At 39.1% G+C, this 12,763-nt stretch carries 11 protein-coding genes and 2 tRNA genes; 7 read left to right on the top strand and 6 right to left on the bottom strand.

Annotated elements, in window-relative coordinates; translation table 11 throughout:
- The first annotated feature begins 75 nt into the window (after positions 1 to 75).
- The 4 genes from DBX24_RS00680 to lgt all read left to right on the top strand — a co-directional run bounded on the left by DBX24_RS00680 (position 76) and on the right by lgt (position 4,662).
- A complete protein-coding gene (locus DBX24_RS00680) occupies positions 76 to 837 on the top strand; it encodes a hypothetical protein (protein ID WP_160223653.1) in 762 nt (253 codons plus the stop codon).
- Between the two features lie 159 nt (positions 838 to 996).
- The gene (gene hemN / locus DBX24_RS00675; protein WP_120488797.1) at positions 997 to 2,355 is read left to right on the top strand and encodes an oxygen-independent coproporphyrinogen III oxidase; all 1,359 of its coding nucleotides are present in this window, start codon (positions 997 to 999) and stop codon (positions 2,353 to 2,355) included.
- Positions 2,356 to 2,436: 81 nt separating this feature from the next.
- The gene (locus DBX24_RS00670; RefSeq protein ID WP_160223652.1) at positions 2,437 to 3,414 is read left to right on the top strand and encodes a polyprenyl synthetase family protein; all 978 of its coding nucleotides are present in this window, start codon (positions 2,437 to 2,439) and stop codon (positions 3,412 to 3,414) included.
- A gap of 456 nt (positions 3,415 to 3,870) precedes the next feature.
- Entirely contained in the window at positions 3,871 to 4,662 is a 792-nt protein-coding gene (gene lgt / locus DBX24_RS00665) for a prolipoprotein diacylglyceryl transferase (protein ID WP_245957215.1), read from the top strand.
- On the opposite strand, the gene DBX24_RS00660 is transcribed toward lgt, so the two are convergent.
- Complete coding sequence (locus DBX24_RS00660) at positions 4,659 to 5,720, bottom strand: ABC transporter substrate-binding protein (RefSeq protein ID WP_160223651.1); 1,062 nt, start codon at positions 5,718 to 5,720, stop codon at positions 4,659 to 4,661. The genes lgt and DBX24_RS00660 overlap by 4 nt on opposite strands.
- A gap of 48 nt (positions 5,721 to 5,768) precedes the next feature.
- Between DBX24_RS00660 and DBX24_RS00655 the strand changes: the two genes are divergently transcribed.
- A tRNA-Arg gene (locus tag DBX24_RS00655) sits at positions 5,769 to 5,842 on the top strand.
- A gap of 74 nt (positions 5,843 to 5,916) precedes the next feature.
- On the opposite strand, the gene DBX24_RS00650 is transcribed toward DBX24_RS00655, so the two are convergent.
- The 4 genes from DBX24_RS00650 to DBX24_RS00635 all read right to left on the bottom strand — a co-directional run bounded on the left by DBX24_RS00650 (position 5,917) and on the right by DBX24_RS00635 (position 8,836).
- Entirely contained in the window at positions 5,917 to 7,059 is a 1,143-nt protein-coding gene (locus tag DBX24_RS00650; RefSeq protein WP_160223650.1) for a PDDEXK-like family protein, read from the bottom strand.
- A gap of 46 nt (positions 7,060 to 7,105) precedes the next feature.
- Entirely contained in the window at positions 7,106 to 7,504 is a 399-nt protein-coding gene (locus tag DBX24_RS00645) for a hypothetical protein (RefSeq protein ID WP_160223649.1), read from the bottom strand.
- Positions 7,505 to 7,916: 412 nt separating this feature from the next.
- Positions 7,917 to 7,998: transfer RNA gene (locus DBX24_RS00640), tRNA-Leu, on the bottom strand.
- Between the two features lie 73 nt (positions 7,999 to 8,071).
- A complete protein-coding gene (locus DBX24_RS00635; protein ID WP_160223648.1) occupies positions 8,072 to 8,836 on the bottom strand; it encodes an MBL fold metallo-hydrolase in 765 nt (254 codons plus the stop codon).
- 45 nt (positions 8,837 to 8,881) lie between these two features.
- Here DBX24_RS00635 and DBX24_RS00630 point away from each other — a divergent pair, with 45 nt between their 5' ends.
- On the top strand, positions 8,882 to 10,309 hold the full coding sequence (locus DBX24_RS00630) for a TonB-dependent receptor (RefSeq protein WP_160223647.1): 1,428 nt from the start codon (positions 8,882 to 8,884) through the stop codon (positions 10,307 to 10,309).
- 243 nt (positions 10,310 to 10,552) lie between these two features.
- On the opposite strand, the gene DBX24_RS00625 is transcribed toward DBX24_RS00630, so the two are convergent.
- Positions 10,553 to 11,878 carry a hydroxymethylglutaryl-CoA reductase gene (locus tag DBX24_RS00625; protein WP_120488805.1) on the bottom strand — a complete coding sequence of 442 codons (1,326 nt, stop codon included), beginning with the start codon at positions 11,876 to 11,878 and terminating at the stop codon, positions 10,553 to 10,555.
- A gap of 95 nt (positions 11,879 to 11,973) precedes the next feature.
- Here DBX24_RS00625 and DBX24_RS00620 point away from each other — a divergent pair, with 95 nt between their 5' ends.
- A complete protein-coding gene (locus DBX24_RS00620; protein WP_160223646.1) occupies positions 11,974 to 12,759 on the top strand; it encodes a class I SAM-dependent methyltransferase in 786 nt (261 codons plus the stop codon).
- The last annotated feature ends 4 nt before the right edge of the window (positions 12,760 to 12,763 follow it).

The following is a 12,763-nucleotide window of genomic DNA, read 5'->3' as shown; positions in this document are numbered from 1 at the left end:
TCTTTATGATATGAGCAAAAAAAGTTGCGAATTTTTTATTTTCTCTCTGTATATTTGCCCATTAATGATTAAGAAATGATAATTTTTAGAGGAAATTTTTTAGTATTCTTGTTTTTATCTGGCTTGCTTTTTATTTCCTGTCAGAGTGATAAGAAATCAGAGGTAGATATTACAATCAGTACAATGAATGCTACTGCAAAGAAGCTCAATGACCCTACACTCAGCCTGCAAGAAGTGAAGAGGGTGGGCGAGAATGAGATTTTGATGCGCTTCCAATCTAAAATCAATGCCGATAAAGTAAGTTCTGATGTGATGAGAGAATCACTCCTCAGCCTTGTAGGGAAAATCATCTGGTCTGATAAACAAAATATCAAAATGCTAAACGATGGCATTAATTTCAAGGTTGAAGTGAAAGATGATTCTGGTAAAGTCATTATCTCTGAACTCATAAATAAAGCCAATATCCAAAACGAGAGAACCAACCCAACCACCCAGAAACACAATGAGGTGAAGCAGATGCTCGAAGTCTTTAATAACAACCTCCCGATTGTAGATTCCGCCTCAGGAGTGAAGATTACCCAGATTTCCGTAGGTGTGCAGAACGACCTAATCTATACCGCAATAGTTCCCCACTCGATAAAACAAGCCGTAAAAAGACCCGAAGCAAAGAGCATCATAAAAGAAGATATGTCTAAAAACTCAGCACTGAAAAAAATCCTCACCGATATGAAGCCCTACGATATCTCCACCCTCAAATACCAGTACCGAGACGAGAACGGAGCCCTGCTACAAGAGGTAGAAATGACAGAGAGGGATTTTTCTTCGCAGCAGCCGTAGTATAGTGGATAATTTGAAAATTACTTTCCAATCAAATTTAAAAGTAGTCAGAGTTTTAGATTTTTTTTAAAACCTCCATAGTATTAAAAGTAATGAGATTTTTATTTTATAGTAGCAGCCTTACGCTGTGGGAGGTTTTAATTTTAGTACTTTTGCCGGATGAATTCGCTAATAGATAAGTATAATATACCTGGACCCAGATATACTTCTTATCCTACGGTTCCGTTTTGGGACGAGGGGGGCTTCTCGCCAGAGAAATGGAAGGAATCTGTGGTTCATTCCTTTAATGAAACTAATGACTCGGAGGGGATTTCCCTCTATATACACCTCCCTTTTTGCGAGGTTCTCTGCACTTTCTGCGCCTGCCACAAACGGATTACGAAAAGGCATTCGGTGGAGGAGCCCTACATAGACACTGTGCTTAGAGAATGGGCGCTTTACCTTGAATTATTCACCAAAAAACCTAAAATCAAGGAGCTTCACCTTGGAGGGGGGACGCCGACTTTCTTCTCGCCAGAAAACCTGAGGAGATTACTGGAGGGGATTTTTGAGCAGTCGGAAATCGCCGGAAATCCAGAGTTCAGCTTTGAAGGCCACCCGAATAATACCACCAAAGAACACCTGCAAACGCTCTATGATTTGGGATTTAGGCGGTGCAGCTTCGGGGTGCAGGACTATGATTTGAAGGTTCAGAAAGCCATCAACAGGATACAGCCCTTTGCTAATGTTCAGAAGGTTACCGAATGGGCTCGGGAGGTGGGCTACCTGAGTATTTCCCACGATTTGGTCTTTGGGCTGCCTTTCCAGACTTGGGAGTCTATGAACGATACGATAAGGCAAACAATGGCGCTGAAACCCGATAGGCTGGCATTCTACTCGTATGCCCATGTACCTTGGATAAAGGGAGTAGGGCAGAGGGGCTTTGATGAAAATGACCTACCGAGCGGCGAAGAGAAACGGAAACTCTACGAAAATGGGAAGAAACTCCTCGAGCAGCTTGGCTATAAGGAAGTGGGGATGGATCACTTCTCTTTGGAGAGCGATGACCTCTATCAATCAATGCTCACGGGGAAGATACACCGTAATTTTATGGGCTATTCATCGAGCAGAACCCAGCTGATGATCGGTTTGGGGATGAGTGCAATATCAGACTCGTGGTATGCTTTTGCTCAGAATGATAAATCGGTAGAAAGCTATCAAGAGCAGGTAGGGGAGGGGATCATCCCCGTATTCCGAGGGCATATCCTCACCGAAGAAGACCTTATCATACGGAAGCATATCCTGAACCTGATGTGTACATTAGAAACCTCTTGGGATGAGGATAGCCACCTCCCCGAGCTCGACAATGCGATGGAAAGATTGCAAGAAATGCAGAGCGATGGGCTGGTAGAGCTGAGCCGAAACCGCATCAGAATAACCGAAAAAGGCAGAGCATTTACCCGAAATGTAGCAATGGCTTTTGACCTGAGAATGTTGCGCAACCAGCCCGAAACCCGAATATTTTCTATGACGGTATAGCCCGAGTATCCCATTAGCAGATTTTCATAAATACATTATATTTGTGGGGTTTTATTCCCCATTCATCAAAATCTAAAACTTGTGTCTAATATTATAGAAGAAATAAAGCGACCGATAACCACAGAAATGAAACTCTTCGAGGAGAAGTTCTACGAATCTATGAAGAGCAGCGTACCTCTGCTGGATAAAGTAACCCGCTTTATCGTAACCACCAAGGGCAAGCAAATGCGCCCGATGTTTATCTTCCTCTGTGCAAAACTCTTGGGAGAAGTGAATAGCAAAACCTACCGCGGCGCCTCTATGATAGAGCTGATACACACCGCTACCCTTGTACACGATGATGTGGTGGATGAGAGCTTTAAAAGGAGAAACTTCTTCTCCATAAATGCCCTTTGGAAGAATAAAATCGCTGTGCTGGTAGGGGATTATCTGCTCTCCAAATCGGTACTTCTCTCTACTGACCATAAGGATTATGACCTGCTTTCGGTAATTTCTAGAACCATCAGGGAAATGTCCGAAGGAGAGCTTCTTCAGTTAGAAAAAGCGAGGAAATTAGACATTACCGAAGAGGTTTATTATGAAATCATTCGCCAGAAAACCGCTACTCTGATTGCCGCTTGCTGCGAAATAGGCGTGCTTTCTAACGGCGCCGATGAGGTTTTAGCAAAGAAAATGCAGGATTTTGGTACTTACACAGGTATGGCTTTTCAGATAAAGGATGACCTTTTTGATTATTTGAGCTCAAATATCATTGGGAAGCCTGTGGGGATAGATATTAAGGAACAGAAGATGACGCTGCCGCTCATCCATACATTAAAAAACGCCAGCGAGAGCGACAGGAAGTACTATTTTAACACCATTAAAAGGTATAACAACGATAAAAATCGAGTGAAAGCACTGATAGATTTTGTAAAGAAATCTGGGGGGCTGGATTATGCCATCGGAGTGATGAAAGACTTCCAGCAGAAAGCGAAAAATATCCTCGATGAGTTCCCAGACTCCGATGCGAAGAAGTCCCTCCTCCTGATGCTGGACTATGTTATTGAAAGAAAATTTTAAACCCAACCCTCTCTATAATTAAACAAGATGAAAGACTTAGTAAAGATATTGATTCTCCTTTTTGCATTCATAAATCAAGGAATCAAGGCAGAAAATTACCCCGATGGATTATCTAATGGTACGCTAAACATCAATGGGAAAGATGTTCCAGTGAAGATATTTGCTACGACCAATCCCGCTACACTCGATGAGTTCAGTGAGAAGGATGTAAAGGCGAGCACCCTTATTTTTCTCAATGAAGATATGAATAAATATGCGTCTATGCTCTATCCGAAATTCTCTTCATTGGGCTATCAGGCGCTGGACAAGAAATTCCTCCCTACCGATGACCTCAATCGATACAAATACCTCTACAAACCATTGCAGAAAGAAGATGAAATCGTAGGAGGAAAGGTAGTGCTTCACACTCCATTCTTTGTTTGGAACCCCGTGAAAGGCATTCAGCTGGGCGGTTTTATGCTTCATTTTTATAGTTTGATGTTCGTTCTTGCCTTTGGTCTTGGTTTTAAGGTAATGGAGAAAATGTTTAAGATAGATAATGTGGATGCTAAATATCTGGAGCCACTGTTTATATTAACCATTGTAGGTACGATACTTGGTGCTCGTTTGGGGCATGTTTACTTTTACGAACCCGAGCTGGTAAAGAAAGATTTTTGGGCAGTATTCCTCCCTATACGCACCCAACCGAAGTTTGAATTTACAGGATTTTCGGGATTAGCGAGCCACGGAGCTACGATTGCGCTCATCCTGACTACGCTTTATTATTCATTCAAGGTTATTAAGAAAAATCCGCTTTGGGTGTATGACAGGCTTGGGATTGTGGTAGCCCTTGGGGGGACTTTTGTGAGGATTGGGAACTTTATAAACTCTGAAATCATCGGGAAAATTGCCAGCGAAGACTCTCCTTTTGCCGTGCTCTTCCCGCAGATGAGTGAAGAATACGGAGCTACCGTACCGAGATACCCTTCTCAGCTCTTCGAAGCGGTGGGATATATCACTCTTTTTGCCATTCTCTGGTGGCTTTATAATCATACCGATAAGAAGTATCAGCAAGGTTGGTTGTTTGGGTTTTTCTTTATCGTGCTGTGGTCTATCCGCTTCTTCGTAGAATTCCTAAAAGAACCACAAGGTGATGAATTTATCACTCTTGGAACGCTGAATACCGGTCAGGTATTATCCATTCCGTTTATATTGATTGGAGTGATACTGATGCTCGTCTCTAAAAGATTTAGCCTAAGTAACCGCTAATTGTATCCCGTACTAACGGGTTTTAGGTAGATGAGCTTGTGGTGTGGAAGAAGGTGAGGATGGAATATTTTGATATAATCTTTGAGCATTAAATCTACGCGTATGGCACCGCTTTCAAAGGCATCATTGGCAGCGCCATTCATTGCTCCGGATAGGGAATAGATTTCCCCTTTTTGATAAACGCTGAGTTTTTCGTAGTTGGGATTAATGTTTAGAAGCTCGCTTTTATGCTTATGATTGCCCACATTCACCCAGTATTCGGCATCTTTTGCTCTTATAAAAACTTCTTCAAAGCTCATTGGTACGCTGGTGTCTTGTTCGTTTTCTTTAAGGATGTAGTTTGAGCCAGCGTCTTTCAGATAATTGGCAGTAAAGGTTTTTCCCCCTGCTAAAAACCATTGATTTCCGTACATTTCATTGACGAGAACTTTGGGTTTTTCCTTTTGCTCCTGTGCGAGTTTGGAGAGCTTTTCGTATTCCTTTTTTATCTCTTCAAAACGGAGGCTTGCTTCTTTTTCCTTGCCCAGCAATTGCCCAAAAAGATTGATGATATTGGCTTTGTCTAATGGTTTTTGTTCGAGGTATTCATCTATAAAGATAACTTGTATATCATTTTTTCTAAGGATGTTGTAGGTGTTTTCAAAGCTCTCAATATAGTTGGTAAAAACGGCATCTGGCTTATGGGAGAGGATTTTCTCTATGTTATACTTCTGGTCATTTCCTATATTTTGGATTTTCTTTTGAGTGATGAGTGCTCTTATTTTTTGGGAGAATACATATTCTGGGCTTGCAATTCCATTGATTTTGTCCTCTGCCTTAATCTCTAAGATATACCCTGTAAGGCTGGCATTAAGGAGCATTATCTTTTTGAAAGGAAGTTTGGATTGTGGGATTTTATAGTTGAATTTTCCAGATTTAAACTCAAAGAAGTCTTTATTTTCTGAGTAGGAAATCCTTTCTGAAATCTTAATCCAGTCTGAATCTGATATTTTTTTGCTCTCGTTCTTACAGCTTAAGACGATGAAAAGGCTAATGATGAAAAAAAACTTTGCATTCATCTTTCAAAGGAAGAAAAATTTATTATATATTTGCAAACCGAAAGTTCAGGACGCGTAGCTCAATTGGATAGAGCGTCAGATTACGGCTCTGAAGGTTGAGGGTTCGACTCCTTCCGCGTTCACTTTTAACAAAAGCTCATCTTGGTGGGCTTTTTTATTTTGTGTATATTTTATTCTTAGGATAAAGCTAGCATCTCTACAGCTCTATTTTTTTCATTGCTTCTAATATCATTTTTATTTTATCCTTACAATCATTCAGAAAATTATCACTATTAATAATATCCCTTTCCCAAACATCAACAGTCAGGTTTGATATGTATTCATAGAATGGCCACCATTTATGTTCTTTACAAGAAGAAATACCCAAATCCGCTAATTGCTTATGAAGATTATTTCTTTTTTCAGGAGAAAGATTATAAATGTCTGGATCATTGCTTAATCCATAGTAATAATAACCTTTTTCAAAAGAGAACCCTATCCAGCATTCTTCTGGCCAAAGAGGATTTCTTAAATAAAAACCTACATAAGCCTCTTCACTTGTCTCATAATGATATTCTAACCCATTTTGCTTTGCAAACTCTTCCATTTTTGGATTAAAATACTTATTTATGATAGTATCATAAGTTGCTAAATAGTTATTATAAATTGTTTTTGCAGCTTTCAGATTTTCTGATAAAATTTCTGTTATTTCCTCTTTGTTTTTATTATTCATATCTTGATTTGTTAGTTCTTTTAGGTGATTTATGTATTGAATGATGGTTTCTCGTACAATGGGAAAGCGAGAAGCAATTGCAACGCATTTTTCAAGCCAATTTATTATGGTTTCTTTATATGAGATTGTTGAATAAAGAACTTCTCCTCCACTTTGTTCAGAGGCTTTACATCCCCCAAGAGTCAAGTATAATATCTGATATTTTCCTTTTTGATATTTACTTTCAGCGTATTCGTTATATCTTTTTAGTTGCTCCCATTGATCATCTGCGTATATTTTATTCTCGATAATAATAGCCTTTTGTCTTTGTTCGTCCTCTATAAGAATATCTATTCGTCCTTTTGGGGTTGAGTATTCTGTATATACTTTTGCATTTTCATAGCTGAAATCTTTTACTAAAAAATCATTCTCTAATATATCTATAAAACATTCAAGAAATTGTGATTTTAATCCATGCGTCCCATTAGGGTTTAAAAATTCTGCGATAATTGCTGAATGTGTATTTTCATAATGATTCACACCACAAATACGAAATATATTAAATCTACCACCTACTGCCTCCAATATTTCTGCATTTTTCTTACTAATGATAGATACTTGATTTAGTAGATTCTGTATTTTATCCATTATTTCTTTTGTTTTTATATTTTATAATTAGTTAAATAAGTTTGTATTATTTTTTATTCTTTATATCTTTTCTACCATAACCTCTACAATCTAAATCAACTTTTAGTAACCCAGAAGAACCCACAATTGTAATTCCTAAAATAATATAAATAATATTCATATCTATATTTCCAATAAATATAGCCCAACAAACTGTACCTATAAGACTGATAAAACCTAATATTTCCATATAAGAAAGGATAATTAGCATTATTTTCTGGAATTTATTCATTTCATATTTGTGCTGGAAGATTATAGAATAGGTAAGAAAAGATAGAATAGGCGCTCCTACGCCTACAGCCCATATTTTCCAGGTATATGCCATAATTCCAATAGCCAGAAGTAATATGCTGAGTATAATAACAGCACTTACACACCTTAAGAAGAAATTGATTATATTTTCCATAGTTTTTTTATTTTTCAAATTGTTTTAAGTTAAATACTAATTCTTCGCCTAATTGCTCGAGTCTCAGCCTGCCAACTTCCTGTGTAACGAAGTCTAAAACTCCATGTGTGATAGTTGGCATCTGTTAACTAACCGCTAATTATATTTATTGGTTTGTATACAGCTCCCAGTAAAGCATACTCTCTACATCATCATATTCTGGTGAGATACCTTTATCCTTACATCCCGCGAAGATACATACTTTTTCAGTGAATAACTATCTAGCCTTCCCCAGAAAAGACTTTATCTTTAGTTGATGGGCTTTTTTGTTTAGAAAGCTTATATAGAAAAAATATAGCTTTTATGATGCTAATTTTATAGTTTTTTAGTTATAAAAAAAGCATAAAGTTCTCACTTTATGCTTTTCAACTTGTACCCAGAGCCGGGATCGAACCGGCACGCCTTGCGGCATTGGTGTTTGAGACCAACGCGTCTACCAATTCCGCCATCTGGGCTACTTTTCAGAATTGTGAGCGCAAAGATACATTTATTTTTAGAATACACAAGCCTTTGTCAGTACTATAAACCTTAAAAATTTATTTCCAAACCGTCGTATGCAAGGTGTATAGTAGCAGGGAGTTCTTTTTCTACATCATCAAAAAAGCCTAATGTATGGCTAATATGCGTAAGATAAGCTACTTTTGGTTTTAGCTCTTCCACAAGTGAAATTACTTCTGGCAATGTGAAGTGAGAATGATGTTTGGGCTCTTTTCTCAGGCAGTTAATGATAAATACATCAAGGTTTTTAAGTTTTTCTTTTTCCTCTTTGGGAATAGCACTTGCATCGGTTATGTAGGCGAGGTTCTTTATTTTATAGCCTAATATTGGTAGCTTTCCGTGGATTATATTAATGGGAATAATCTCAGCATCCAATACATTAAAAGTCTCATTGATGATATTAAGTTCAAAAGATGGAGCGCCAGGGTATCTATCATCGCTAAAAGCATAAGGAAACCGTTCTTGTACTTCATTGGCAACCCTTTCGGAGCAATAGATAGGCATATCCGAAGCATTTTTAAAGATGAGTGGGCGAAGGTCATCTAATCCTATAATATGGTCATTATGTTCGTGGGTAATGAGTACGGCATTGAGGCTATCTTCATTATTATTGAGCATTTGCTGGCGAAAGTCAGGACCACAATCAATTAAAATTTTATTTCCCGTATCAGTAGTAATGAGAGCAGAAGTTCGTAATCGTTTATCTTTTGGGTTATTGGAGAGGCAAACGGGGTGTTTGGAACCAATCACTGGAACGCCTTGTGAGGTTCCAGTGCCAAGAAATTTTAGCTTCATACTTTGAAGAATAAATATTTTTGGTAAATTTACAAAAAATATAAAATGTCGTTGCAAAAACAGAATTTAACTGCTAAACAGAAGGCTTTAATTATCAATCTTGATCCCAATATTTATGGGACTTTTGCTGAAATAGGTGCTGGTCAGGAAACTGTAAGGCACTTTTTTAGGGCTGGTGGGGCTTCGCAGACCATTGCAAAGGCTATGTCTGCCTACGATAAAGATTTCAGTGATGCCATCTATGGTAAAGAATCCAAAAACAGATATGTAACCCAGAACCGATTGAGAAAGATGCTTAGATACGAGGTGGGGCTTATAGAAGAGCGAATCTCTCGAGATAAAATGCCTGGCAGGAAGTACTTTGCCTATGCTAATACGGTTACTACCATCAATTTTACTAAGACACTCAAAGGGCACGGTTGGGTAGGCATCAGGTTCCAGTCAGAAACTCAGAAGGAGTATAACGAAATCGTCCTCCATATCAGATTTAAGGAGAATGATGCTACCTATCAGCAGGAAACACTCGGCAAATTGGGCGTTAATCTCATCTATGGCGCATTTAATTATTATGATAACCCAAGGAAGCTCATCAATTCTCTATATGATTCTATCCCAAAGGATAATATTGAGATTGATATGATAGACTTTTCGGGACCAGACTTTAAATATGTAGATAATAGATTGATGTCTCTGCAGCTCGTGAAGTCGGGTATGACCGAAGCAGTGATTTTCACTCCTGAAGGTACCAATGTCCTCTCCGCCGACCTCCTCTACAAGAAGAATATTTTTGCTGTTCGTGGGAGTTTCCGTCCTGTAACATTGGTTAATATAGATATGTTCCTCAATGGTTTGGAGATGTTTATGGAAGATGTAAAATGTAGCGAAGATGATGTAGAAGTCCTCTTTGAAATCACTACGGCAAACCTCCGTGCAGCAGGGGATATTGATGAGAGAGACTTCCTCGATAGGGTAGATGTACTCGGCAAGCTCGGTTATAATGTGATGATTTCTAATTACTCCGAATACTATCGCCTGACCGACTATCTTATCGGATATACCAATCAGAAAATCGGTATTGCAATGGGGGTAAACAACCTTTTAGATGTCTTCAATGAAGATTATTACGAGGACCTCTCTGGCGGTATCTTGGAGGCATTCGGAAAGCTCTTCAGGAAAGATGTCTGCGTCTATCTCTACCCTTACAAAGACCCTGTTAGCCATCAAGTACTCACTTCCGCTAATCTGAAAGTTGGTGCCAATCTCAAAGAACTCTACAAATATTTCATCCAGAACAAGCGAATCGTAGATATTACTAACCACAATACTGCCTACTCCGAAATCTATTCTCGAGAGATTCTGAAGAAGATTGCAATGAGGGAAAAAGGCTGGGAAAATCAGCTCCCTGCAGGTGTTGCCGATATGATTAAGGAGCGCCGAATGTTCGGCTACCGCGATGAAATTTCCTTTGACTAATCAGCGGGTCTGGAGCGTATTTATTAGCACCGAGCCAGTGGTTTTATGCAAATAAAGTAAGCTAAAGATACTAAGAGAGGACTATTTTAGCCCTCTCTTAGTCTTGAAATCGATCCTACAAGTGAGGTCTTAGTTAAGGACAAGAATTACTCTCTTTTGAAATAAAAAAAAACGAGACAGTTATGACTCGTTTTTCTTTATATATTAGGACACTGTAGCCAGTGGGTGTAACCGCCCGCTGTGCTACTGCTTCCTTCTGCTATTAAGCTCGGTTATTACTTCGTGGTGGGAGACGGTTTTGTCTTTAAAATATTCTATGAAGTATTTTTTTTCTTCTTCGGTAGCGTTGAACTGGTTCAGGATATTGAGCAAGTGCATTTTCATATGTCCTTTTTGTATTCCTGTGGTTACTAATGACCTTAGTGCGGCAAAATTTTGTGCAAGCCCAGAAACGGCAAGTATGCTCATCAGTTCTTGTGCAGAGGGCTTGCCGAGGAGTGCAAGGGAGAATTTTACGAGAGGGTGAAGATTGGTCAGCCCGCCCACTATTCCTATGGAAATTGGTAGGTCTATCCAGAATTTAAATATGCCACCATCTGTACTGCAATGCGTAAGGGAGGAGTATTTTCCATCTTTGGAGGCATAGGTATGGGCGCAGGCTTCCGTTGCTCGGAAATCATTTCCCGTTGCGATAACTACTGCATCTACCCCATTCATAATTCCTTTATTGTGAGTTGTTGCTCGGTAGGGTTCTATTTCGGCAATGGTTACCGCTTGTTTAAACTTCCATGCAAATTCTTCTGGTGAGATTCCAGAGTCGTCTTTCAGGTCTTCAATTTTACAGGAAACCTCTGCTCGCACGATGCAGTTGGGCGTATAGTTGGAGAGGATATTCATCACTACCTGCAATGAGTTTTTCTCGTCATCATTAAAGTTTTCATCGTTTAGGACTTCCTCTTTTAATGTCCTCCCGAACTGCTCTAAGCAGGAGTTGATAAAATTAGCACCCATAGAGTCCTTAGTATCAAAGCTTGCTTTCAGCTGGTAATAATTATTAAGCTCTGCAGTCTTGTCAATAAGCTGAATATCCAGAATGCCACCACCTCTCTTCCTCATATTTGTGGTAATGTTTTCCGTTGCTTCAAAGAGTTTCTGTTTCAGTTTAAAATTGAAAAAATGAAGCACTTTTACAGGTTCTGCATTAAGGATAAAGTGGGTATGCCCCAGCTTTTCTGTATTGATAATAGTCGTTTTAAACCCTCCTTTGTCTAACCAGAATTTTGCAGATTTTGCAGCTGCAGCTACTACGGAACTTTCTTCCACCACCATTGGTAGAGCGAGGAGTTTTCCATCTATAAGGAAGTTTGGAGCTATGCCGTAGGGCATATAGAAGTTAGAAATGGTGTTTTCGGAGAATTCTTCGTGTAGTTTTTGCAGAGGCTCGTCATCATTCCAGTATTGTTTCAGAATTTTCTCATATTCTGTATTTCCATTGAGATATTCGCTTGTGAGCCAGTTTATTTTTCCTTGTTTATCCAGCTTGGAAAAGCCTTCTATGGGTTTTATCATTACTGTATTTGTTGTTTAGGGCGGTAAATATAAGGAGTTTTTTGTTTAGCAAGCGGATATTATTATCTACATTTGTCATCTAAATTAAAATAATTATGAATAGAGAAAGCACTTTAAATGAAAAGCAGGGGCACTGGATTCTTGCTAAGCTTGGTAAGAGAGTGCTTCGCCCTGGAGGTAGGGAGCTCACAGAGACTCTTATCCGAAAAATGAATATTCAGCCTTCAGATGATGTTGTGGAGTTTGCTCCTGGGTTGGGCTTTACAGCAAATATTACCTGTTCGCATCAGCCCAATTCTTATACTGGGGTAGATATTAATGAAGAAGCAGCAAAGCTCGCTCGAAAGAGTATAAAGTATAGCAAAGCTAAAGTTATTATTTCCGATGTATCACAGACTACTTTGCTTAGTGGTTGTGCTACCAAGGTCTATGGTGAAGCAATGCTCACGATGCAAACTTTGGAGAATAAAAAGGCAATTATAAAAGAAGCCATCCGCCTTTTGAAGCCTGGTGGATATTATGGAATACACGAGCTCGGTATACGACCAGATGAGGTAGATGAAAGCGTAAAAGAAGAGATTTTTAAGGGATTAAGTTCTAATATCAGGGTACACGCCAGACCTATGACTACTGCCGAGTGGGTAGAGCTCCTTACCGAGCAGGGCTTTAGTATTGTGAGTATAGACCACAACCCTATGCACCTCTTAGAAGGTAAGCGAGTACTTCAAGATGAAGGCTTTTGGCGCACAATGAAATTTTTGTTTAATCTTCTCAGATTTCCAGATTTAAGGAAAAGAGTCCTCAATATGCGTTCTGTATTCAGAGAATATGATAACCACCTTGACGCCGTAGCGATAGTTGCACAGAAACCCTTAACATAAGACA

It is taken from the genome of Bergeyella cardium (genome assembly GCF_009914665.1).
Taxonomy (GTDB): Bacteria; Bacteroidota; Bacteroidia; order Flavobacteriales; family Weeksellaceae; genus Bergeyella_A; species Bergeyella_A cardium.
This window is presented reverse-complemented; position numbering and strand designations above follow the sequence as displayed.

Coding starts and splice junctions, on each gene's coding strand:
- DBX24_RS00680 (WP_160223653.1), top strand. CDS start 76: ATGATAATTTTTAGAGGAAATTTTTTAGTATTCTTGTTTTTATCTGGC.
- hemN (WP_120488797.1), top strand. CDS start 997: ATGAATTCGCTAATAGATAAGTATAATATACCTGGACCCAGATATACT.
- lgt (WP_245957215.1), top strand. CDS start 3,871: ATGCTTCATTTTTATAGTTTGATGTTCGTTCTTGCCTTTGGTCTTGGT.
- DBX24_RS00660 (WP_160223651.1), bottom strand. CDS start 5,720: ATGAATGCAAAGTTTTTTTTCATCATTAGCCTTTTCATCGTCTTAAGC.
- DBX24_RS00650 (WP_160223650.1), bottom strand. CDS start 7,059: ATGGATAAAATACAGAATCTACTAAATCAAGTATCTATCATTAGTAAG.
- DBX24_RS00645 (WP_160223649.1), bottom strand. CDS start 7,504: ATGGAAAATATAATCAATTTCTTCTTAAGGTGTGTAAGTGCTGTTATT.
- DBX24_RS00635 (WP_160223648.1), bottom strand. CDS start 8,836: ATGAAGCTAAAATTTCTTGGCACTGGAACCTCACAAGGCGTTCCAGTG.
- DBX24_RS00630 (WP_160223647.1), top strand. CDS start 8,882: ATGTCGTTGCAAAAACAGAATTTAACTGCTAAACAGAAGGCTTTAATT.
- DBX24_RS00625 (WP_120488805.1), bottom strand. CDS start 11,878: ATGATAAAACCCATAGAAGGCTTTTCCAAGCTGGATAAACAAGGAAAA.
- DBX24_RS00620 (WP_160223646.1), top strand. CDS start 11,974: ATGAATAGAGAAAGCACTTTAAATGAAAAGCAGGGGCACTGGATTCTT.